This is a genomic window from Streptomyces sp. WZ.A104 (assembly GCF_002382885.1).
GTDB lineage: Bacteria > Actinomycetota > Actinomycetes > Streptomycetales > Streptomycetaceae > Streptomyces.
Window position 1 is genome coordinate 1 of the sequence record NZ_NWVL01000007.1, and the last position, 22863, is coordinate 22863.

Genomic DNA, 22863 nt, shown 5'->3' on the forward strand with positions numbered 1-22863 from the left:
TCGCGTCCCGCTTGAACTCCTCGGTGTACCGCTTCGTGTACTTGCTTCCCACCTGGTGCTACTTCCTCTGGAACCTCAGGTCCCAGTCTCCAGGTGTCCACGATCAAGGGGAAGCTTCACCTGCCCGCAACCTGTCGTACTGGGCTGAGAACGGTTCGTGTGCGCGTGAAATCTCGAGACCGGGTTCCTGGAGGGCTGCCGCGGGGCATCCCAGGAGTGGCACCCCGCGGCAGTGGTTCCTCACAGGCCGCCACCGCGAGGACCTGTGCGGCGTCCATCGTCGATGGTGCCGCAGTGAGCCTTCGCCAACTTGAAGTTGCTGGTCAAAGGGCTGGTGTGACCGGGCCCCAGCGTGCTCGTGGTGGTCGTGGGCGGAAGCCTTCGGTGAAGATCATCCGTCAGCGGTCGATTTCGAGGTCGGTCAGGACGAGCAGGGCTCGCAGGAGCTGGGTGGCACGGGCCGGCCCGGTGCGGAGTTTGGTGAGGGTCCGCCAGTTCTTCAGGTGGGCGAAGCCGTGTTCGACCGGTGCGCGTCCGACAGCGAGGACGCGGTTGGCTTCCTTCTGCCCGGGGGTGAGCTTGTGGGTGCGGCTGGCCGCGTACCCGGTGACGATCACGGGGGCGAGTAGGTCGTTGTCCAGCCCACGGAAGCCGAGGTCAGCCAGTGCCCCGAGGTCGGCGGCGCGCAGGTGGGCCAGGATGTGGTCGTGGCGGGCTGCGGTGTTGTCGTGGGTGCGGCCGGGCCGGGCGGCGGATATCCAGATCAGGCGGCCCTTCTCGTCGGTCAGGGCGAGGAAGTGCAGGCCGTGACGCCGGTGCTTGCCGGAGTAGTTGCGGCGGTCGGCTCTTCCGGTGCGGCGCTGGGTGGGGATGAGGGTGCCGTCGATCAGGACCACCTCTCCACCCTGTTTGGCGATCTTCTCCAGGGCGCGGTCCAGGCGCGGCGCCTGGGCCGCGAGGAGTCCGATCAGTTCGTCGCGCCAGCGGCGGACGGTGGACTCGGAGACGTGGTTGCCGCCGGCCATGTCGGCGAGGCGCTGGTCGTGGCGCAGTAGAGCCAGGACGATCACCGCGATCTTCCCGGGCGGCAGGATCCGCCAGCGGGAGCGTATCGCCTTCAGGTGGCGGCGCAGCAGCTCGGCGAGGTGGTTGACGGTGCGCGTGGATAGCGGCAGGAGGCACTGGTAGACAAGCGGGCAGGTGTCCTCGGCGTGCTCTTTGGTTTGCGTCACATAATTCCAACGGCCTTCGGGGGCAAGGCGGTTACGGGCTTGTCCTGTGCCTTCGGAGGTTGCAGATTGAAGCAATACGCTGCGGGGGATCTTGCGGGTTGAAGAGTTCCTTGCGGCGATGGCGGGCCGCCGCCGACCGGGTTCGAGGTCCGGTGGCTGGCGGGCTACCAGCACCCCCGGCACCGGGTTCTCCGCGATCCGCTCCGCCTCGACGGGGACGAGACGGAGCAGTGAGCGGCCGGGGCAGGTGAGTTCGCGCGGCTGCCGACGGGGGCGCCAATGACGGTGGTGTCCCTCTGGAAGCTGTCGAGACCGGGGGCAGGTGGTTGCGTGGGTCCGTCCCGGGCTGCTGGGCGTTCAGCTTCAGTAGCTCGGACTGGGCCCTACGATGTTTCGGCGGCGGTGATGTGGACCTCGGTTGCTCCGAGGACGCGTCCGTTGGCCTGGACCTCGATCCGGTGCGGGCCGGGGTGGATCGTGCGGACCGAGAGGTTCTCGAACCGGTGGCGGCGTGAGAAGTGGACCGCCTGGCCCGCGGGGAGGTCCCGGACGGCCAGCTTGAACACCTTGCCCGCCTTGGGACCACGGATCCCCTGGTAGTGGACCAGGTAGTCGATCGCGGCTCTCGTCGCCTCGGTGGCGTGCAGGGTGAAGGTGACAGTGGTCGCCTCCCCGATGGAGATGGTGGAGGGCGAGCAGGCGAGGTTCGTGATCTCGATCGGGGCATGGTGATCGAATCCGAGAACCGCGAGAGCCTCCGGGTGTCCTCGTTTGACGAGTGTGCGCAGGCCGTGGCGTACGACGAAATCGCCCTGCGTGCTGCTGCGGGCCCATCGCGTGGCGGTGTCGATTACGAGGTCGGGGTGGTCCTTGCTGATGTCGTTGAGGTGGTTCGCCACGGAGCGGCGCACGTAGAGGGACTCGTCGTTGACGAGGGGCTCCAGGAGCGCCAGCGCGGGAGAGGGATCGGCAATGAACTGCGAGATCTGTGCCGCCCAGGGCAGCCGCGGGCGCGTGCCCTCCGAGACGAGCCGCCGCACATGTTCGTCCGGGTCGGTGGTCCATGCCCTGAGCTGGTTCATCGTGCCCTCGTAGTGGGCGTCGATGAACGGGCGGATCGCGAATTCGGCGGTGTAGCGGGGAGTGAGCGCGGCCAGCAGCGGCAGCGCGATGTCGGGCCGCTCTATCAGTGCCGAGGCGACGTAGGTGTTGACGGGCATGGACGCCCACCCCGTCAGGCCCTCGCTGCCGAGGGCGGCGCGGATCACCTGGTCAGCCTCTTCGGGGGACGCCGGCATCGTCGCGGCGAGGGCACGGGCGATCCAGTCGATCCGGGCCTTCAGCTCCAGGTCACCGATACCGGTGCACGCGAGCTGCTCGAAGGCCGTCCGGTCGAATGAGGCCGAGGCACCGGCGAGGTCATCCGCGAGACGCCCGATGAGCTCCGGGGACAGTTCCTCCTTGAAATCGGCCATCTCAACGCCCGCCCACGGTCACGTTGAGGCCCCCGGCTCCTCGCCGCGTACGGCCCTCGGCAGGCGGGAGAAGGGGCTCGGTGTACTCCTGCCGGACGTTCGGGAGCGGGGTGAATCTCGACCTGGACATCATGGTCGTGAGTCTGCCACGCACCACTGACACCCGGCCGGTATCCCACCCACCCTGGGCTGCGAGGACACTGCGCTCCGCGTAGCCTGCCGGGCATGAACGACACCCACGCATCAGAACTGGAAGCCGAGGTCGTCGCTGCGAACCAGCTCCTGGCGACCTGGTTCGGTACCGACGACGCAGACCCGGAGATCCTGGAGCGCGTCGCCGCGACACAGTCCGAGACGTTCACGATGCTGAGCATCGACCGCGTCCCCGTCACCAAGTCCCAGCTGCTGGATGGACTACGGCAAAAACGCAGTTCCCAGCCCGGCCTCCGCATCGAGATCACCGAGTTCGAGGTGCTGTTCAGCCAGGGCGACGTCAGGGTGATCCGCTGTAGGGAGCGCCACCACTTAAACGAGGAGCGCAGCGATCGCTGGACGACCGCCGTTCTGACCGTCCAGCGGGCCCAGCCCCGATTCCGCTGGCACGTACTGCACGAGTCCGCAGCCGGCTGAAACGACACCGCCGCCGCGATTCCTAGGCTCGTCCGCGCCACGCGCCTCCCAGCACTGAACCTCAAGCCCGGGGCAGCGGCAGCCTCCGACTGCACGGGAGAGGGCTGGCTGCCGCCGGACGGGGAGCATCACGGCCCGCCCGGCCACCTGGCCAGGCGGCGGGGAGGCCGAGGCGCGTTCGCCTGCGATTTCTTCGCTTACTCGCTCGAGGACTCTCTTCGCGACAGCGAGTTCGTCTCGCTCGGATCGCACCGTGGCCAGCTGCTCGGTCAGCTGTGCTTCGAGGTGGTCCAGTTCCGCGCGACGGGCGGCGATCCGTTCCAGCAGCTCGGAATCCAGCATGCCGTGGATGTTAGAGGGCCGCCGGACCGCAACGGACACGAACTCCGAAGATGCTGCCGGGGCCGTCGCGTTAGTAGCAACCTTGAGCCTGCGGTACGCCCCTTGTAAACGATCTCTGCCGAGGACTTCCGCCCACGACCAGCATGAGCTCTCCGAGGGCCGGTCACACCAGCCCTTTGACCTGCGACTTCAAGTTGGCGGGGGCTCAGTGCGCGGCGCTCCTTCCAAGGCAACCGAGCACTGTGCATTCGTCGCTGGGCGGGCGGTGGATTGGTTCCCGAGAGGGTTGCTCACCGGTTGGCCTAACCTCCCGCTCGCGGGCGAGGCCCGGCGAGGATTCGCCTGATCAGTCGGCGAGTGGAGACCTCGGGGACGCGGTGGAAGGGGGGAGCATCAGGTCATGACGATTCAACCTCGTGCTTTCGCCCATGTGCGTCTCACCGTCACCGATATCGAGCGTTCCCGCGCCTTCTACGACGCAGTCTTCGGGCTGCCGGTGGCCTTCGATCTCCCTCCCGACGCCGACGAGGAAACCCGCGAGCGGCTTTCATTCCTTTTCGGTGGGGTGATCTATCAGCTTGGGGGCTCCCTCCTCGGTCTGCGGCCCGTCGCCTCGGACCGCTTCGACGAGGACCGGGTGGGCCTGGACCACGTCAGTTTCGCCGTGGACGGCCGGGCGGATCTGGAGCGGGCAGCGCGCCACCTCGACCATCTCGGGGTGGCTCATGAGGGGATCAAGGACATCGGAGCTGGATACATCCTGGAGTTCCGCGACCCGGACGGTATCGCTCTGGAGCTCTTCGCGCCCGCTGGTTGACCTCTGGCCCTGCCCTGATGGCAGGCTAGGTGCCCAGGCCCCGACACCGATCCATGACGGGGGCTGGTCAGGGGGCTTGAACCCCATCTGCCCCTGCTGGGGACGGTGTTCGGAGTCGTGTTCACCCTTTGTGTGGGCCCGCGTTGTCGAGGGTGGCGTAGACGACGAGGTTGTCGCGGTACTCGCCGCGGCTGCGGTCGTAGGTGCCGGAGCAGGTGATCAGGTGCAGTGCGGGTGGTCCGCTGGTCGTATACACCTGGTTGTCGGGGAAGGCGTCCTTCCCGTACTGGCGCAGGGCCCGAATGGTGAAGGTCATGGTGGACCGGTCGTCGCTCACCAAGGTGACGCTGTCGCCCGGGTTGAGCGTGGAGAGTCCGTGGAAGGCTCCGGGGCCGGTGGCGGAGTCGACGTGGCCGACGATGACCGTCGCGCCGGGGGCGCCGGGGCGGGGGCCGTCGCTCCACCAGCCTATGTTTCCGGGCTCGTCGGGAACGCCGAGTCGGCCGTCCTGCTGGACGCGCAGGCTGATCAGCGGCTGGTCGATTCCGATAGCTGGGATGCGGATGCGGATCGGTGGCGCGGGCGTCCGAGCATCGATGGCCGGGGCCTGGTCCGATCCGGGGTGAACCGGGACGCTGCCCCTGTCTATCCGTTCCGACACGTGCCCGGGGCCGTTTCCGGTTCCCAGCGTGGAGAAGCCGATGCAGGCCAGGGCGGCCCCGACGGCGAGGGCGATCACTCCCGGGGCTCGCCGCCTGCCCGGTATTCGCCGTAGTCGCGGGCAGCGGGGAACTGTGGCATGGCCTGGTCGTCCGACCCGCCGGCGGCGGGTCGGACGACCAGGGAGGAACGGGCTGTTCATGCCTGACCGACACCATGTCGTCGGCGCAGGGCCAGCACTCCCGCAACCGCCAGGAGCGCTCCACCGCCCAGAGCGGTGACAGGCACGACGGGGAAGCCGTCGCCGGAGACGAGGCCGCCGAGGCCGGCACCGACGCCACCGTCGGGGTGGAGCGAGTCGGCCTGGTTGACGGCCGCGGTGTTGGGGAGGGCGACATAGGGGAAGGTGTCGCCGGGCTCGCGGTAGGGGGTGTCGACGGCGTCGCCGGCTGCCAGGGCGGGCACGATCTTCCCGGTCTGCGCGGCGCCTTCGAGTGCCTGGAGTTCGATGTCGACGACGTCGTCGTTGAGGCGGCGGCCGTTGGGGAAGCCGGCCAGGTCCTTGCCCAGGACGCCGAGGCGGTTGGGCTTGGCGGCGGGCGGGACGGCCATGTTCAGGCGCAGCATCTCTGCGGGGACGACCGCGGCCTTGTCGACGTCCTGGTTGAGGCGCTGCGAGTTGAGGTCCGCCTTGATGGGGCCGCACTCCTTGCAGATCCCGGTGAGGAAGATCTCGACGAGGTCGTTGCGCGGCGTGGCGGGGGCGGGGATCTTGTAGATGCTCTCGACGAGCTTGGGGACGATGGGGTCCTTGACCTTGTCGACGACCGGAGTGATCGTGGCGTCCTTGACCGGGCTGAGCGCGTTGAAGGCGTCCTTGAACTTCAGCGGCACGACGACTTCGTTGACGAGCGGGTTGCCGAGACGGGAGACCTGCCGCCACTCGTCGGCGTTTCCGTCCTTGGCGGTTGCCTTGCCGTCGTTGGCAGCCTGAGCGGAGGTGTCCTCGCTGCCCTTGCTGCCGGCGCCCGTGATGTCGGCTCCTCGGCGGTCGGTGGTGGACCACACGCCGATGACGGGGTTGCGTTTGGCGTCGCCCTTGAGTGCCAGCGTCGACTTGGGGACCTGGATGGCGAGGGTGTTGATGTTGTAGCCGGCCAGCGTGTTGTGGCCGGTCTCCGAGAGGTCGCCCCCGTACAGGAGGTCGAAGATCCGCAGGTCCAGGAAGAACGGGTCGGACGCCTGGCCGGCGAAGGCCGTTCCGCCGCCCGGCAGCGGAAGTACGGCTTCCTTGCGTAGGGAGGCGTAGTCGGGCATCGACGCCTTGCCGACGTTCGACGGTGCGACCGGGGAGTCCTTCAGGAGCGTCTTGGTGTTCCCGTTGCTGTCGGTGACCTTCAGGCTGTAGGTCTGCCGGAAGTTCAGGGTCTCGTCGTTCACCGACTTCACGACCCCGGTGTTGTAGAGGAACTGGTCGGCGTCGTCGCGGATGTGGTCGGTGAACTCCCACGTGTAGGTCGTGTCCGGCTTGCCGTTACCGTCGGCGTCGATCTTGATGTTGTAGCGGGCGTCCTGGGCGAACGGGTAGAAGTTCGGTCCGCCGTTGGGTTCCTGGAACGGGAGCCAGTTCGCCACCAGGGTGACGGTGTCGGGCTTGTCCGGGCTGGTGAAGGCGTAGACGTCGGTGTTGTCGGCCCTCGGGTCTCCCGCGATCAGCGGTGCCTCACGGTGACTGGAGGCGGAACTGGAGGCGGGGGTGAGGCCGGTGACCGCCGCGGCGGTCAGCAGGGCCAGCGCGCCGGTGGCGGCGAGGGTGCGCTCGGCCCGGCGGGAAGCGGGGCGGCGTCGGAGCATGCGGGGAGAATGCACGGGGGGTCCATTTCCGGTGAGAGCCGCTCGCCCTCGAAGAAGGCCGGGCAGGGCGGCTGGCAGCTGAAGCTGACAAACGCCACACAGGCCGGCGGGGACTCGCCCTGATCGACGAGGATCGCACGGCAGAAGTCGCATAATGTGACGTTGGGCTACCCTCAGAGGGCGGTTCGTGAGTTTTTGAGCGGTTCTGCCATCGCCTGATGGTGTGGGCGGGGGCGGAATCTGTTGGTCCACGGCCGGTGGTCTGTTGGGGTGGCGGGGTGAGCGAACGCAAGCCGTACCCGAGCGACTTATCGGATGAGCAGTGGGCTCTGATCGAGCCGGTAATCACCGTGTGGAAGGACCGGCACCGCTCGGTGAGCGGACACCAGGGAGCCTACGAGATGCGGGAGATCGTGAACGCGATCCTCTACCAGGGCCGCACTGGCTGTCAGTGGGCCTATCTCCCGCACGACCTGCCGCCGAAGAGCGCGACGTACTACTACTTCGCCGCCTGGCGCGACGACGGGACCGACCATGTCATCCACGAACTCCTGCGCTGCCAGGTCCGTGAACGAGCCCGCCGGTTAGAGGACCCGACCCTGGTGGTGCTGGACACCCAGAGTGTCCACGCGGCCGCCGGGGTCCCCGCCTCCACGACCGGCCGGGACCCGGCGAAGAGGGTACCGGGCCGCAAGCGGGGACTGGCCGTGGACGTGCTGGGCATGGTCATCGCTGTCATCGTCCTGGCTGCGAACACGCACGACAACGCCGCGGGCATCGCCCTGCTGGACCAGGTCGCCGAGCACGCCGGCGGCACTGTCGAGAAGGCCCTGGTCGACCAGGGCTTCAAGACGGCCGTGGTCGCCCACGGCACCGCGCTCGGTATCGATGTGGAGATCGTCGAACGCAACCCGCAGGAGACGGGATTCGTTCCGCAGCCGAAGCGGTGGAGGGTCGAGCAGACCTACGGGGTCCTGATGCTGCACCGGCGTCTGGTCCGCGACTACGAGCACCGCCCCGCCTCCTCCGCTTCCCGTGTCTACTGGGCGATGACGCACGTCATGGCTCGTCGGCTCACCGGCACGAACGCCCCCACCTGGCGCGATGCGCAGGCGGTGGCAGCGTGAACGTCCAGCCTCTCCTCGACGCGCTCGGCCTCCAGGAGGAAGCCGCCCGGGCCATGGCAGGCGACCTCCGCACCCAGATCGAAGAGCTGCAGGCTCGGCTGCGGGAGGCAGAGACCCACCTCGAACACCTCGCGATCACCCGGAAGACCGTCACCGCTCTCGCCGATCGGCTCCCGGCTGTTCCGTCGCATCTGCCCGAGCATCCGGACTATCCCCGTATCCTCGCCGTCCTCAACGAGGCCACTGGCCCCCTCCGGGCCCGCGACGTCTGCGAAGCCCTCGACTGCGAACTACTGCCGAAGAACATCGAGGGTACCCGCGCCAAGCTGAAGCGCCTGGTGAAGCTCGATATCCTCGCCGAGGCCGACACCGGCAGCTTCACCAAGAGGCAGTAGCCGACCAAGCACCGCGGTCCGCGGCCTTGCCTCAACCTCGCCGGGAATCGCACAACACCTCAAGAACTGCTGCTCTCTGCGGCCTTGGGCTGCTGTTGGGTGGCGCAGTGGATGCCGCCGCCGCCTTCGGCGACGGTGTGGATCTCCAGCTGGACGACCTCGCGGTCGGGGTGGAGGTCGCCGATGACGGCGGCGGCCTGCTGGTCGGCTTTGCGGTCGCCGAAGCGGGGGATGAGGACGGCGTCGTTGGCGATGTAGTAGTTGGCGTAGGAGCCGAGGAAGTCCTCCCCGCGGCGGCCGAGCCTGGCGGGGTCGGGTTCGGGGAGGTCGATGATCTCGAACTTCCTTCCACGGGCGTCGGTCGTGTTCTCCAGGACGCCGCGTGCCTGGTCGTAGGCACGGGTCCACACGTCGGGTCCGTCGCCGTCCCAGGCGCGGCTGAGCAGGACGACACCGTTCTCTGCGAAGCGGGCCAGGGAGTCGATGTGGTAGTCGGTGATGTCCTGGCCCTTGACGCCCTTGAACCAGATCACCTGGTCGGCGCCGACCAGGTTCTTGAGGGAGTTCTCGATCTCGTCGCGGCTCAGGTCGGGGTTGCGGTTGGGGTTGACCAGGGAGCTCTCGGTGACCATGAGGGTGCCGTGGCCGTCCACTTCCAGTGAGCCGCCCTCTCCCACCAGGGGCGCGTCGATGCGGGGAACGCCGGCGTACTCCAGGACGGCGCGGGCGACCTTCGCGTCGTGCTCGTGTTCCTGTTTGCCGCCCCAGCCGTTGAAGTGCAGATCGATACCCTCGATGCCTTTCGGGCCCTGGACGAAGGTCGGGCCGCTGTCGCGCATCCACAGGTCGTCGGTGGGTACGGCGATCACCTCGACTCCGGAGCCGCAGGCCCGGCGGGCGGCCTTGACCTCCTCCGGGGCGGCCAGCATGACCACGGGCTCGAACTCGGCCAGCGCCCGGGCGATGCCCGCGATGTCGCGTTGGACGTCCCCGGCCATGTCCTCCCAGACCGAGTCCATCGGCGGCCAGGACATGAACGTGCGGACGTGCTCGCGGGTCTCCGCCGGCATGAACAGCTCGGCCTGATTCCGAACGGGCACCGCGCTCTCCTCCGCCCCGGCCGACGGTCGGCCTGACTTCTTCTCCTGGTCCCGGGCGCAGGCTGTCATCCCCGCGGCGGCCAGCGCGGCAGCCACACCGCCCCTCAGCACGCTTCGGCGGTTCGGTCTCCTCATGACACGGCTCCCATCCTCGACGGAAACAATTCCTGACTGAAATTTCAGTCAGGGCGAGACGGTAGCATTGCTTCCGTCGCCGCCTGGAACCTTTCGAGGGAGCCGAACCGTGTCCGCCCGCCGCACCGCCATCCTGGAGGCCGCCGCCCGTGTCATCGCGCAGCGCGGCATCAGGGGCCTGCGAGTCGAGGAGCTGGCCGAGGAGGCCGGCGTGTCGACCTCGCTGATCTACTACCACTTCCGCGACCGGGCCGGTCTCCTCGCCCGCACCCTTGACTTCATCAACACCCGAGCCGAGCACTACACCCAGCCCACCACCGACCCCGACACCGACCCCCGCGGCCACCTGGAAGAGATGCTGCTCCTCGAACTCCAGGACACCCCCGCCGTCGTCGAGAACAGCACCGCCTGGGGCGAACTGCGCTCCACCGCCGTCTTCCAACCCGAACTGCGCGACCAGCTCCGCACCACCACCGACAGCTGGAACGCCTACACCAGCGACCTCATCCACCGCGCCCAGCAGACCGGCCGCGCCACCCCCGACATCTCACCGGACGACGCCGCCGACCGGCTCACCGCCCTCGTCGAAGGACTCAGCAAACGCTGGCTCAGCGGCACCCTCACCCTCGAACGCGCCCGCCACCTCCTACGCGGCGCCATCACCGCAGAACTCGGCCCCTGACCCCAGCCAACACGACCCTCGCCCTCATCCGAAACAGGGCATCAACTTGCGAACCGCCCTCTCAGACCACCATGCGTGCGCCACGCCCGCAACGACGGCTGAGCCGAACGTGGCCGGGCCCCGGCCAGGGCCCGGCCCCGCCGGATGGAGTCGCGGCGTGCCGGAACTAGGCGTGCACCATCTCTCCCGCGGTTGCGAGGGGCAGGGAGTGCAAAGCGTGCGCGAGGTCGGGCCAGGCGGAGATGTGCGCGGCGACGGCAGGATCGGTGCCTTCGAGGAACGCGAGATGGCGGACGGCGTGTGCTACGACGTGGTCGAGTTCCAGGTCCGGTGGCGACGGATAGCCCGCCTTGGAGGAGCGGGCGATCTTGTGCGGCTCCGGGAGCGGGAGGCCGGGCCGGCCCGGGGCGGGGTCCGGGTGGACCAGGTAGGTGAGGGCGATGCCACCCTCGCGTGTGGTGCGCCAGCTGGTCGAGTGCACCACATGCCTCTCGTCGTGTTCGCGAAGCAGCGCGAGCCCCCTCGCGGCACGGTCCGGGCTCACCCCCCTGCCCAGCGCCGTGATCAGTCGGCGATAGGCGAAGCCCTCGATCGGGTCGTGCCGCAGCAGCACCACTTCGACGGTGACGGGTGGCGCATCAGCAGCTTCGTGCGAGGTGAGCGGCATGGTGCACAGCTCCAACGTCGGCGGGAGGACCCCGAGGGCAGGAACCCCACCGCCGATCTTATTGCAAAGGGGATGCAAGTGCACAAGTCAGGTAAAAGGGTCCAGTCTTTCCTTTACGCCTCGGAGCGAGAGTCGGTCTGCTGGTCGCCGCTCTTTCCTTCCCACCGCCACGCGCTGCCCTCTGCGGTGTCGTACAGCTGGACGCCGCCTGCTGCCAGGGCTTCGCGTACCTCGTCCGCCAGGTCGTAGGCGCCGTCCGAACGCAGCCTCGTGCGCAGGCCGAGCAGCGGAACCAGGATCCGCCCGAGGGTGTGCTCCGGCTCGCTCAGACCGCGGCCGGCGGCCTGTGCGAGACGGCGGATCATGCCGTGCAGGACCGTGCGGGCCCACTCTCCGCCCTGGTCCTCCTCCATGTCGGCGCTCCACGCCGCGATCACCGACTCAAGCTCCACCACCGCCCCGGCCATGGTCGCGGCATCCCGCGCCTCCTGGGCGGAGTCGAACCGCAGCTCCGCTGCCGCGACAGCCTCCTGGAGTGTCGCCGCATCGCCACTTCCGGTCGCGGCAGCGTCGGGCGCGGTATCGGCGGCGTCATCGGCCAAACGGTGGGGCAACGGGACCGCCGCGGGCTCCGCTCCTGTCACCAGGCGGCGCAGTCGCTCCAGGGGCAGCGTGGTACCTCCGGGCACCAGAGTGCTGGATCCCCGGCGCCGGACCGTCATCACGCCCCGCCCCCACACACGTACTGACGATGTGCCGAGATCGAGGATGACCGCGGTGTGCTCGTCGATGCCGAGGACGGCGCTCTCGTCGGGGAGTTCGTGCTCCAAGCCGTGGAGGCGGGGTTCGCCCAGGTAGCAGAATCGGGTGTCGTGTGTGCCGCCCTCGGCGTTGTCGTAGTGCGGGATCACCGCGACCGGAAGGCCCAGTGCCCCGAGGAGATCCAGTCCAGTGAGCCACGCGGGAGTATGTCCGGCCTTGTACACCTCGTAGACCGGCAGCGCCGCGAACCCCACGGTGCACGCCGCAGCGGAGGCCATCACCGTCACGCCGTACCCGCGTGCCACCCGCTCGCGCAGGATCTCGCCCAGGCGAAGGGTGCGCCAGCGGTTCAGTGCGTACGACGGGCTGCCGGGGCCGGAGAACACCCAGTCCGCCCTGCGCACCAGGTCACGCAACCTGTCCGCGTCGCCATCGCCCGGCGCATCGCCCGAGCGCCCGTCGGTGTGCGTGTCCGGAGCGACCACCGTCGTGAGGCCCACCGAGCGTCGGAAGTACTCCCGGGCTCGGGTGGAGATGTCGTCGCGGTTGACCTGAAATCCGTACGGTGTCTCCAGGATCACCGCATCGGCGTCACCGCCCACGTGGGCAACGAGCTCCCGGTGCAGTGTGACCATGGTCGGGCTGGTCTCGCCGGAGCCCATCAGTACCAGAAGTCCGTGTCCAGCGTTCATACCCACCCCGCCGCCTCCGCTCAGGGTGAGCGGACCTCCTATGCGTACCCGGGGCTCATCCGCCGCATGCCGCCGCCCGGTTCACCGAAGGTCGGTGATCGCTGTGCCCGAGGAGTGAGCCTCCTGGACTTGCTGCAGATGCGTCGTGCGGGCACTCCTCGCGCCCGTACAGGAGGCCGACCCCCTCGGTGCGTGGTTGTATCCCCGCAGGGACGTTCGCTGGAGCTAGTGCTCTGACCGGATAGGTACACCGGCTTCCGGGCCGTCCTGCGATCATGTGTGCATGGATGCGGGGGGATCTACTCATAGGCGGCGCATACCGGGCGACTCTCGGCGGTGTCGGGTCAATTCCACTCTTTTCGCGGTGGCGTCGGGGCTGGCCGTGCTAGCCGCGCTGGTCGTGGTAGTCGTGGTGCTGCCAGGGCTGGTGGTCGAGCGCGATCTCGGCGGGTCCAGAATCTCGGCCGCTGAACGGCTCACAGCTGTGAACAACGTACGCACGACGCTCGTGCAGGCGGTCGGTGGCGCTGTCGTTCTCTTCGGCGCGTACGCCACCTGGCGGCAGTTGAGGGTCAACCAGGAGGGGCTGAACGCCACCCGGGAGGGACACATCACCGACCGCTTCAGCCGGGCGGTCGACCAGCTCGGCAGCGAGAAGACGGACGTGCGGATTGGCGGCCTCTACGCACTGTGGCGGATCGCGGACCATTCGGCTCACGACCGGGAGGCGGTCATCTCGATCAAGGCCGCGTTCCTCCGGACTCACCTGCCATGGCCTCCGCAGGGGCAGGACTCCCCGGCGTCGGAAGCCTCCATCAACTCCGTGCCTCCGCTGGAAACCCGTGCCCCGGATGCCCAGGTGGCGCTCACCGGCCTCGGGGTCCTGTGTCAGGAAGGCAAGCCCGACTGGCTCAATGTCAGCTACACCGACCTGCGTCGGGCCGACTGCGACGGACTGTGGCTGCACCACATCAACTTCGACGGCGCCTGCCTGGAAGCGGCGAGTATTTACCAGGTCAACCTGACCAAGGCATCGCTGATCGGGGCCAACATGCGGCACGTGGAGCTCGGGACATCGATTCTCCACCAGAGCCGCTGCATCGAAGCCGACCTGCGCGGCGCTCGCATGGTCAGGGCCGACCTCAGCGACGCTGACTTCTCGGGGGCCGACCTGCGGGAGGCGAATCTGCGCAAGGCGCGAGCCCATGGCGCCAAGTTTACCGGCGCGGATCTGAGACTGGCTGACTTCCGAGGAATCGACCTCACCCGTGCCGACCTAACACGGGCGAAGCTGGAGGGCGCACTGGCAAGCGACGTCACCATCTGGCCGACAGGCTTCGACATCCAGGCGTCTGGCGTCGTCATGGTCGAGGATCCCGGCACCGAGCCGAGCATCCTGCTGCACGCCGCCGCGCTCGCGAGGAACGTCCCGCCACTGCGTTCGGCTTAATGTTCCAACTGAGGGGGTCCGTCAGGCGGCTGCACTGAGGGGTCGTCCGCCCCAGCGGATGCCCTTCTCGCTGCGGATGCGGGCGCGTTCCTTGCGCTGTGCGGCGAGCACGTCGGGGTGGCGGGCGTTGGCGTTGCGCCAGCGCAGGTAACGGTGCAGGGCCTGTGTCTGCACCGGGTGGTTGGGGTGGTTGGAGTTGGCCAGGGTGAACTGCCGCAGAGGGCCGAAGTGTGCCTCGATCGGGTTGGCCCAGGAGGCGTAGGTCGGGGTGAAGCACAGCTCGACCTTGTTCTTCTTCGCCCAGCGGCGGATGTGCGCGCCGGTGTGGGCGGAGAGGTTGTCCAAGATGATGTAGATCGGGGCGCCGTCGGGTCGGGCAGCGCGGATCGACTTCAGCGCGGCGAGGCTGTTGGCAGTGCCCTTGCGACGGCGATTGACGCCCCAGAGTGTGTCGTCGCCGACGGAGTAGCAGCCGTGGAAGTAGGTGACGCCGTGGGTGCGGCGGTAGGTCGCCGGCAGGCGGTTGGGTCTGTTCTGTTCGGCCCAGCAGGAGCCTTGGGTGGGCCGGATCCCCAGCGGCCCGAACTCGTCGAAGGCGAAGACCCGGTCCGGAAAACGGCCCAGAACGTCCTTGATCCGGTCCAGTTTCGCTTCGCGTTCGGAGTCCGGGGACTCCTTCCAGGTCTTGGTGCGCTGGAAGGTCACGCCGTGGCGGGCGAGCAGGAAGCGTAATGCCTCGCGGCCGATGCGGATGATCCGGCCGTGCACTCTCCGCAGGTAGGCGACCAGCTTGCGCAGCGACCAGCGGGTGAAGGGCTGGCCGAGCTTGGTGGGGCGGGTGGTGGCCGTCTGGACGACGAAGTCCTCGTCGTCAGGATTGAGCAGGCGGGGACGGCCTCCCGCCCACTGAGGGTCCAGACAGGCCAGGCCGATCTCGTTGAACCGGTGGATCACATCCCGGACTGTGTCCTCGTCGGCCTGCACCAGCTGGGCAATCACCGGCGCGCGATTCCCGCCCGCCGAGGCCAGCAGCATCATCGCGCGCCGGTATCGCACTGAACTGGTACTGCCCCGGCGCACGATCTTCTGCAGCCGCTGCCCCTCCTGGTCGGTCAGTCTGCGCACACGGACAGGCTCAGCCACCGCACCTCCACGGTCGGAACGGACGTCACCGCACATCCAACCGGCCCAACCGCCAACCCGGCGAACCTATGCGGTCACGGCACTAGCCGCTCCCTGTCGCTGCCCGCAGGGTCAGGCCGAGGCCGACGGCGACGACGAGGAGCGAGGTGACGACGGGTCCGGTCCGCACCAGCTTCCGGAGCAGGGGGTGGTGGCGGAGGGTTCGCGCCCGGTCGTGGCTCTCGATCCGTTCGCGCAGGCGTACGAGGAGGAGTCCGGCGAGGGTGAGCGTGGCGGCCATGCCGAGTCCGTAGCCGATGACGAGGAGCACGCCGAAGGCGGTGCGTCCCAGGGCGACGGCGCCGAGGAGCACGACGAGGGCGGAGGGGCTGGGGACGAGGCCGCCGGCGATGCCCATGCCGATGAGGCCGGAGCGGCTCGTCCGCCGGGCGTTTCGGGGGGCCGTGGACGTGTCCGCCGGGTGGTGTTCGTGGTCCGGCGGGGCGAGTGTCGCGACCGCGGGGGTCGCCTGGAGTTCCCCGGCCGGCGCGCTGTCGTGTGCGGAGGCTGGGGTGACGTGCCCGTGGTGGTGCGGGCTGTCGGCCCCGTGGTTGTGATCATGATGGTGGCCGTGGCCGTGGCCGTGACGGTGGCCGTGGTCGTGATCATGATGGTGGTCGTGGTGGTGGTCGACGTGGCTGTGGCTGTGGTTCGGGCCGTGGTGATGGTGGTTGTGTTGCGGCCTGCCTCGGACGGCTCCCGTGAGGAGCCAGAGGCCGATGCCGGTGACGAGGAGGCCGCTGGCGGCTCCGAGCCACATCAGGACGGTTTCTCCTGCCAGGTGGGTGGAGACGGGCAGGGCGAGTCCGAGGACGAGGACGCCGGCGGTGTGCGTCAGGGTGACGGTGGCCCCGACGGTGAGGGCGTCCCGTCTGGTGCCGCGGCGGCCCGTGAGGTAGGCGGCCATGATGGTCTTGCCGTGGCCGGGCATCGCCGCGTGGGACGCCCCGAGGACCAAGGCCAAAAACAGAGCCAGCAGTCCTACCGGCAGGGTGATCTCACGGGCCCCGACCAACGAGTCGAAGACCCCGGTGACCTTGGCGAGCACCCCGCTGATCACACCCGCGCCGGGGAGATCCGCCACCACGGAAGGGACGGAGGCCGCACCCTGCCCGGGTTCGCTGCGCAGCGATGCTGTGCGCTGGTCGAGCGGGGAGGCGAGGGGGTCCTGCGGGTACTGGCGCAGCTCGCGGGTCGGAGAGGTCGCTGGTACGTCGGTCCTGGTGAGCCTGACGTCCTGGCCGGTGGCGGTCATCTCGTGCCAGCCGATGCGCGTGGTGTCGTAGTCCGTCGAGGCGCGGATGTCGGCCCGCTCGGTGAGGTCGGCCGGAGTGTTCAGGTGGCAGGTGAGGCGGCTGGTCTTCAGTCCTGCCTCCCCGTTCTCGTACACCAGGGTGGCCGAGGACTGCTTCCAGTCTGCTCGCGTACCGCCCACGCTCAGGTGCAGCTGTTCGCTCAGATTCGAACAGACTCTCTCGGCATAGACACGTGACTCCCTGTCGCTGACGGTGTCGTTGCTGTCGGAGTCGATGGTGGGGCGCTCTTGAAGCGCCGCGATCTCCGCGCGGTCGACAACGATCCGAGCGTCGATCCGGTCGGGCCGAAGGACGAGGCCCGTGTGGTAGTTGACGCTGAAATTGCCCAATGGGTGGGCTGCAGCGGTGGGCGCTGACGCCACACTCGCGACGGCGGCGAGGGTGGTGACGGCCAGGGTGGTGAGGGCTCGGCGCAGGGTGTGGTTCATGGTGTGGTGTCGATTCGCTGGAGCAGGTCGCGGGCGGCGTCGGCGTGCAGGGGGTGGAATTCTGGCTCGCGCAGCGCTTCGTTCAGATCACGGCGGGCCGCTTCGTCGTCGCCGAGGGCGTGGTGGATGGCGGCGCGGTGGTAGTGGAAGAGTGCGCTGCGTGTCCCCGTGGCCAGTGCTTTGTCGGCCTGGACGAGGGCCGCCTTGTGCCGGCCGGCCTTGTGCAGGGCCCAGGCGTATGCGTCGTGGACGGCGACGAAGGGGCGGGTGCGCAGGGTCTGCTCGGCCATGGTGACGGCGCGTCGCGGATCGCCGTGATCGGTTTCGAAGAGGATCGCGTCCGTGTCGGCGGGGTCGCCCGCGGCTTCCCGGATGCGGTCCTGGGCGCGCAGGAGGGTGTACTGCGCTTCGGCTTGTTCCCGGTGGCCCAGGGACTGTTCGAGTTCGCCCAGGCCCAGCAGGTAGTGCGGCAGGGGCGCGATCGCGATGGCTGCCCGGTAGTCGGCGATGGCCTTGGCGGTGTTGCCCAGGGCCATGTGGGCGCGGGCCCGGGTCTCCAGAAGAGCCGAATCGCCCGGGGCGGCCCTCAGCCCGGTGTTCGTACGGGCGAGGGCTGCACGGGGATCGGCGTCCTGGAGGTCCAGGGTTGCCAGGACGTTGTGCGCGAACGAGGTGTCGGCCCGGGTCGCCGCCGCGGCCAGGGACCGGCGCATGAGGGCGCGGGCCCGTTCGGTGTCCCCCTTGAGCTCGAAGGCGTAGGAGGCACGGGCGAGAGACGCGGCATCCGGGCGCAGGTCCACCATCTTCTGCACGGCCTCGTCGGCTTCCTCGTAGCGGCCCAACTGGGTGTAGGCGTCGGCCAGAACGCCGTACGCGGAGGAGCTGTGGGGGCCACTGGTGGTGGCTTTGCGGGCCCAGCGCAGCGCGGTGGGGAAGTCGTGGCGTGCCGCGGCCAAGGCACCCATGCCGATCTCGGCGTCCGTGTTCTCTGCGCTCTGCACCGTGAGGGAGGTCCTCAGCGCCTTTTCGGCCCGGTTGTAGGTCGCCGGGTCGGCGGTGGAGCGGGCCTGCTGGACGTAGGCCATTCCCAGGGCGGCCCAGCCGCCCGGGTCCTTCGGCAGCCGGGCCGCCCGGGCCTGGAGTGCTTCGATCGACCCGCGGGGCGCACCGGCCGACTGGCCGTGGCTCGCCGGGCGGGGAGCGGTGGTGCCGTCGGGTGTCAGCATGACCGCGCCGACGGCGAACATCGCCGTGCCCAGGGCCAGGGTGACCGCGGTGTTCCGCAGCCGCCGGTGGCCTCGGGAGGGGGCGGGCGGTGGCGTGGACGTGGGTGCGGGGGGTTCGGTGTGGTCCGGGTGCACGAAAGGTCATCCCCATGGTTCGGTGGCACCGGGCCGGGGTGGTGCTTCCCGGCCCGGACACCTTCATAGCCTCGATCCGTGTTCTGCTGCGCCAGGTTCAGCTGTCCTTTCCGCGGCGGCGGAGGCGGAAGCCGCCGACACCGAGGAGGAGCGCGCCGGCCCCGGCGAAGGCCGCGGCCTGGGTGGTCTGTGTGACGGGGCTCGCCGCGGTGTTCTCCGTCGAGGACTGCTCCGCGTTGCGCCCGGCCGCGCCCGGGCCCCGGTTCACGTTCTTGGTGTGCGGCAGCGCGACGTACGGGAACGAGGTGCCGAAGGCGACCTCGTTGGCGTTGACCTTGTCGCCGTCCGCGAGCGCGGGGACGAGTTCGCCGGTCTGGGCGGCGCCTTCGACGGCCTGGAGCGAGATGTCGATGACGTCGTCGGCGAGGCGGCGCCCGTTCGGGAAGCCGGCCAGGTCGCCCGCGAGGACTCCGAGCCGCTGCGGCTTGGCGGTGGGGGGCACCGCCATGTTCAGGCGCAGCTCCTCGGCCGGGACGATCTTCCTGAGCACCGCGTCCTTGTTGAGGCGGTGGGCGTTGAGGTCTGCCTTGATCGGACCGCAGGCCTTGCAGATGCCGGTCAGGTAGATCTCGAAGAGGTCTTTGCGGGGGGCCGGCGGGGCGGGGATGCCGTAGACCTGCTGGATCAGCTTGGGCAGGATCGGGTCGAGTACCTTGTCGACGACGGGCTGGACGGTGCGGTCCTGGCTGGGGTTGAGGGTGTTGAACGCGTCCTTGAACTTCAGCGGGACGACGACCTCGTTGACCAGCGGGTTCCCCAGGCGCGAGACCTGCTTCCACTGCTGGCCGGTGCCCTTGTCGCGGGAGTCGCTGACCGTGACGCCCTTGCGGTCGGTGGTCGACCACACGCCGATGACCGGGTTGCGGGAGGAGTTGCCCCTCAGGGCGAGCTGCTTCTTCGGGACCTGGATGGCGATGGTGTTGACGTTGTAGCCGGCCAGGGTGTCCTGCCCTCGCTCGCTCAGATCGCCGCCGTACAGGAGGTCGAAGACACGCAGGTCGGCGAAGAACGGGTCCTCGGCCTGGCCCGCGTACGTCTTGCCGCCGCCCGGCAGACCGAACGTCGCCTGCTTCCGCAGGGCCGCGTAGTCGGGCATCGACCCCTGGCCCGTACGGGACGGCGCGGCCGGGACGCCCCGCAGGACGGTGCGGCTCTTTCCTCCGGTGGTGACGACGAGGTCGTAGACCTGGCGGAAGTTGAGGTCCGGGTCGTTCAGCGAGGTGACCTGGCCGGTGTTGTAGAGGAACTGGTTCGCGTCGTCGCGGTAGCTGCTGCGGAAGCGCCAGCTGTAGGTGACGTCGGCGACGCCGTCACCGGTGTTGTCGATCTTGATGTTGTAGCGCAGGTCGTCGCCGAACGCGTAGAAGTTCGGTCCGCCGTTGGGCTCCTCCATCGGGATCCAGTTCGCCACCATCGTGACGGTGTCGGACTTGTCGGGGCTGGTGAACGCGTACACGTCGGTGTTGTCCGCCCGCGGGTCACCCGCGATCAAGGGCGCCTCGCGGTGGCTGGAGGCCGCGCTCAGACCCGGGGCGAGCGTCATCGCTCCGAGTCCCGCGGCCAGCGTGGTGGCACCGAGCACGAGCAGGGACCGGTCCAGGACACGTCGCGAACGGGGCCTGGCCTGTGAAACCTTCACGGCATTCCTTCTGTCTGCTGACTCCCCTGCCAGACATGCGCTGTGAAGGCGTACGGAAGGCAGGAGGTGGCTGATGGGGGATAGCGTTCGGCGCGGCGGCAAGACATCTCGCATTGGACCGGGCCGACACGAATCGGGGCGCATGGGCGGATAGGCAGAGAAGCGCTCATTCCGGCACGCAACAACCTCGCATCCGTAGACAAGCACGCTGAAATCCCGCCTTTTGCACACCTCGACTACGCCTTGGCCCGATCCGTGGGGTCTTCGAAGGATGAAAAGGGCTGGTGGGACCGGCAGATCCACGAGAAGGGCGTGCCGCGAAAATCAACGGCGACACAGTTGCCGTCTACTGGGCCGAAAGGGTCACACCCTCTGCTATTGCAACACTCTCGCAATAAGGTTGACGGGGGGAATTCACTCGTGCGGCGCAGCGGGACTCCTGGAAAGCGGTGTCGCCCAAAGGCCGGGAGCGGGCCCGTCACCGCCCGCTGGGCTTTTGCCACCGGACGAATGACTTCACGTGACGACGGCCCTGACGCCGGGCAGGGGTCAGGGCCGTCACACGGAGTCCGACGTGGGGCGCCGGACTGTTGCACGTGTCCCCGTGTGCAACGTCCGCTGCCTCACTCAGTCACGCCGCTGAGCAGGGGAAGTCCCGGCGCGCGGCCGTACTCCGGCAGGCGGGCGTATTGCCGCACCAGCGGGTGACGCGAGCAGCAGACACGCGCTCCGATCCCGAGAAGCACGGAAGGGCGTGTTCTGGTGGTTCTCCGTCAGTTCGGGTCGGCGTGAGGGGATCGATGAGCGAGCCACATGGGCAGGACCGGAGCCCCGTCGGCCCACGCGGCAAACCTACGGCCCCTGAGCCCTCACGGACAGGCTCGACTCTCCGCCCGCCCGGGCGCCCCCGGCGCGGCGTCGCTGGTCTGTTGCGCGAGGGTCCTCCGGTCGGGCCGACCCGGCCGGGGTTCTGGCGCAGCCCGCTGCGCGGCCCCTGGCTGACGTCGGTGTTCGGTGCCGTTCTCCTCGTCGGCATCCCTCTGATGTTCGTCACGGGGCTGCTCTCCTACGCCGCCTACAACCCCGACCTGGGCGGGAACGACAAGACTCCGGACCGGGGGTGGCTGGGTTTCTACCTGTTCTCCTGGCCGACCGATCCGCACTGGCTGTACCGCCTGAACCAGGGGGTGCACGTCACGCTCGGCATCGTCCTGATCCCGGTGCTGCTGGCGAAGCTCTGGTCGGTGGTCCCCCGGCTCTTCAGCTGGCCGCCGGTGAAGTCGCTCAGCCATGCCCTGGAGCGCCTCTCCCTGCTCCTGCTGGTGGGCGGAGTGCTCTTCGAGTTCGCGACCGGGCTGCTCAACATCCAGCTCGACTACATCTTCCCCGGCTCCTTCTACCCCCTGCACTTCTACGGGGCCTGGGTCTTCATCGGAGCGTTCGTCCTCCACGTCGCGCTCCGCATCCCCCTCATGGTCCGCATGCTCCGCGACGGCGGCCTGCGCGAGGAACTGCGCCGCCCAGCCGCGACGAAGGCCGGAGCCGGAGCGGCCCTCGCCACGACCGGCCCGACCAGCATGACCGACCCGACCGGACTGACCACGCCGGAGCCTGCCGCGCCGACCATCTCCCGGCGCGGCGCTCTCGGTATGGTCGGCGCGGGATCGCTGCTGCTGTTCGCGATGACGGCAGGTCAGAGCATCGGCGGGGCCTGGCGCGGCACTGCACTCCTGGCCCCGCGCGGTCAGGACCCCGGCCCGGGACCGAACGGTTTCCAGGTCAACAAGACCGCGGCCGGCGTGGGCATCCGGCCGCGTGATGTGGGGCCCGCCTGGCGCCTGGTCGTACGGGGACAGGGGCAGGAGCGGGTTCTCACCCGTGCGCAGGTGCTGGCGCTGCCCCAGCACAGCGCGGCCCTGCCGATCGCCTGTGTGGAGGGCTGGTCCACACAGGACCAGTTGTGGAGCGGCGTTCGTCTGCGGGACCTGGCCGCCCTGGTCGGCTTCGCGGAGCTCGCGCCCGGTGTCTTCGTACAGTCCGCGCAGCGCAGCGGCTCGTTCCGCTCCACCACCCTGCGCGACAACCAGGTCCGCGACGCCCGGTCCCTGCTCGCCCTCAAGGTGAACGGCGCCGACCTTTCCGCCGATCACGGCTATCCGGCGCGGGTCATCGTCCCGGCCAACCCCGGCGTGCACAACACCAAGTGGGTCACCACGCTCACGTTCGGAGACCGCGCGTGATGGCGTTCAAGGAGCGCTACGGCGCCTCGCCCCTGCACCTGCTCCTCGTCCTCGGTTCGTTCGCCCTGACCGGCTACGCCGGAATCAGGCTGCTGTCCGGTCAGGAACCCTGGATGGTCGTCCTGTGGTTCGCCGGGGCGGCCCTGTTGCACGATCTGGTCCTGCTGCCCCTGTACACCTTCACCGACCGCGCCGCCCAGATCGTCCTCGGCGGCCTCCACCGGCCGCCCGGCCCCCCGGCCGGCGCGAGTTCCGCCCCGGGGCGGAGCTGGGTCAACCACGTCCGGGTCCCGGTCTTCCTCTCCGGTCTGCTGTTCCTGACGTACTTCCCGCTCATCCTCCAAAGGGGAAACCGGTTCACCGCCTACACCACGCTCCCCGACGACGTCTTCCTCGGCCGCTGGCTGCTCATCACCGCCGTACTGTTCGCCCTCTCCGCCCTCACCCTCCTGATCCGCCTGTTCCGCTCCCGCACCACCTCCTCCCGGCGAACGCCCGAGGACGACTCGCGGTCCGGTGCGGCCGCGGAGGCGTGAAGACGCCGGGCAACGACTTGCGGCACCGGCCGCAGCCTCCTGGCTGTCCTTGGAACCATCCGAAGAGCCCGAGCCCGCTGA

The 22863-nt window shown here is 69.1% G+C and carries 19 protein-coding genes; 8 read left to right on the top strand and 11 right to left on the bottom strand.

The window, feature by feature from the left end; translation table 11 throughout:
* Positions 1–398: 398 nt before the first annotated feature.
* Positions 399–1232 (bottom strand): transposase family protein, encoded by an 834-nt coding sequence (locus CIB93_RS05220; RefSeq protein ID WP_096624555.1) that lies wholly within the window; start codon positions 1230–1232, stop codon positions 399–401.
* 383 nt (positions 1233–1615) lie between these two features.
* The gene (locus tag CIB93_RS05225; protein WP_096624557.1) at positions 1616–2707 is read right to left on the bottom strand and encodes a DNA alkylation repair protein; all 1092 of its coding nucleotides are present in this window, start codon (positions 2705–2707) and stop codon (positions 1616–1618) included.
* A gap of 225 nt (positions 2708–2932) precedes the next feature.
* Here CIB93_RS05225 and CIB93_RS05230 point away from each other — a divergent pair, with 225 nt between their 5' ends.
* Positions 2933–3337 carry a hypothetical protein gene (locus CIB93_RS05230; protein ID WP_096624559.1) on the top strand — a complete coding sequence of 135 codons (405 nt, stop codon included), beginning with the start codon at positions 2933–2935 and terminating at the stop codon, positions 3335–3337.
* A 742-nt stretch (positions 3338–4079) separates the two neighbouring features.
* Positions 4080–4496, top strand: a complete 417-nt coding sequence (locus tag CIB93_RS05240) for a VOC family protein (RefSeq protein WP_096624561.1) — start codon at positions 4080–4082, stop codon at positions 4494–4496.
* 121 nt (positions 4497–4617) lie between these two features.
* On the opposite strand, the gene CIB93_RS05245 is transcribed toward CIB93_RS05240, so the two are convergent.
* Both CIB93_RS05245 and CIB93_RS05250 read right to left on the bottom strand, forming a co-directional pair.
* Positions 4618–5235, bottom strand: coding sequence for a class F sortase (locus CIB93_RS05245; protein ID WP_179499977.1), 618 nt, complete (start codon positions 5233–5235; stop codon positions 4618–4620).
* Between the two features lie 119 nt (positions 5236–5354).
* Positions 5355–7010 (bottom strand): DUF4331 domain-containing protein, encoded by a 1656-nt coding sequence (locus tag CIB93_RS05250; RefSeq protein WP_096624565.1) that lies wholly within the window; start codon positions 7008–7010, stop codon positions 5355–5357.
* A 278-nt stretch (positions 7011–7288) separates the two neighbouring features.
* On the opposite strand from CIB93_RS05250, the gene CIB93_RS05255 reads away from it, so the two are divergent.
* Both CIB93_RS05255 and CIB93_RS05260 read left to right on the top strand, forming a co-directional pair.
* Positions 7289–8137 (top strand): IS5 family transposase, encoded by an 849-nt coding sequence (locus CIB93_RS05255; protein ID WP_096624567.1) that lies wholly within the window; start codon positions 7289–7291, stop codon positions 8135–8137.
* Positions 8134–8532: a hypothetical protein gene (locus CIB93_RS05260; protein WP_096624569.1), complete on the top strand. Its 399-nt coding sequence runs from the start codon at positions 8134–8136 to the stop codon at positions 8530–8532. Before CIB93_RS05255 ends, CIB93_RS05260 begins: the two co-directional genes overlap by 4 nt.
* A 59-nt stretch (positions 8533–8591) precedes the next feature.
* Here the strand turns inward: CIB93_RS05260 and CIB93_RS05265 are convergent, their stop codons facing one another.
* Positions 8592–9767 carry an agmatine deiminase family protein gene (locus CIB93_RS05265; RefSeq protein WP_096624571.1) on the bottom strand — a complete coding sequence of 392 codons (1176 nt, stop codon included), beginning with the start codon at positions 9765–9767 and terminating at the stop codon, positions 8592–8594.
* Positions 9768–9876: 109 nt separating this feature from the next.
* Here CIB93_RS05265 and CIB93_RS05270 point away from each other — a divergent pair, with 109 nt between their 5' ends.
* A complete protein-coding gene (locus CIB93_RS05270; protein ID WP_096624573.1) occupies positions 9877–10449 on the top strand; it encodes a TetR/AcrR family transcriptional regulator in 573 nt (190 codons plus the stop codon).
* 166 nt (positions 10450–10615) lie between these two features.
* On the opposite strand, the gene CIB93_RS05275 is transcribed toward CIB93_RS05270, so the two are convergent.
* On the bottom strand, positions 10616–11116 hold the full coding sequence (locus tag CIB93_RS05275; RefSeq protein ID WP_096624575.1) for a hypothetical protein: 501 nt from the start codon (positions 11114–11116) through the stop codon (positions 10616–10618).
* A gap of 113 nt (positions 11117–11229) precedes the next feature.
* Positions 11230–12570: a hypothetical protein gene (locus CIB93_RS05280; RefSeq protein ID WP_096624577.1), complete on the bottom strand. Its 1341-nt coding sequence runs from the start codon at positions 12568–12570 to the stop codon at positions 11230–11232.
* 364 nt (positions 12571–12934) lie between these two features.
* Here CIB93_RS05280 and CIB93_RS05285 point away from each other — a divergent pair, with 364 nt between their 5' ends.
* Positions 12935–14020, top strand: coding sequence for a pentapeptide repeat-containing protein (locus CIB93_RS05285; protein WP_096624579.1), 1086 nt, complete (start codon positions 12935–12937; stop codon positions 14018–14020).
* A 21-nt stretch (positions 14021–14041) separates the two neighbouring features.
* On the opposite strand, the gene CIB93_RS05290 is transcribed toward CIB93_RS05285, so the two are convergent.
* From CIB93_RS05290 to CIB93_RS05305, 4 genes are all read right to left on the bottom strand, one after another.
* Positions 14042–15163, bottom strand: a complete 1122-nt coding sequence (locus CIB93_RS05290) for an IS630 family transposase (RefSeq protein ID WP_096624581.1) — start codon at positions 15161–15163, stop codon at positions 14042–14044.
* A gap of 82 nt (positions 15164–15245) precedes the next feature.
* Positions 15246–16946 (bottom strand): nickel/cobalt transporter, encoded by a 1701-nt coding sequence (locus CIB93_RS05295; protein ID WP_096624583.1) that lies wholly within the window; start codon positions 16944–16946, stop codon positions 15246–15248.
* Positions 16943–18307: a tetratricopeptide repeat protein gene (locus CIB93_RS05300; protein WP_096624585.1), complete on the bottom strand. Its 1365-nt coding sequence runs from the start codon at positions 18305–18307 to the stop codon at positions 16943–16945. The genes CIB93_RS05295 and CIB93_RS05300 overlap by 4 nt, the downstream gene beginning before the upstream one ends.
* Positions 18308–18404: 97 nt before the next feature.
* Positions 18405–20006 (bottom strand): DUF4331 domain-containing protein, encoded by a 1602-nt coding sequence (locus CIB93_RS05305; protein WP_096624587.1) that lies wholly within the window; start codon positions 20004–20006, stop codon positions 18405–18407.
* Between the two features lie 800 nt (positions 20007–20806).
* On the opposite strand from CIB93_RS05305, the gene CIB93_RS05310 reads away from it, so the two are divergent.
* Together CIB93_RS05310 and CIB93_RS05315 are read left to right on the top strand one after the other, a co-directional pair.
* Complete coding sequence (locus CIB93_RS05310) at positions 20807–22246, top strand: molybdopterin-dependent oxidoreductase (protein ID WP_096624589.1); 1440 nt, start codon at positions 20807–20809, stop codon at positions 22244–22246.
* Positions 22246–22782, top strand: a complete 537-nt coding sequence (locus CIB93_RS05315) for a hypothetical protein (protein WP_096624591.1) — start codon at positions 22246–22248, stop codon at positions 22780–22782. The genes CIB93_RS05310 and CIB93_RS05315 overlap by 1 nt, the downstream gene beginning before the upstream one ends.
* The last annotated feature ends 81 nt before the right edge of the window (positions 22783–22863 follow it).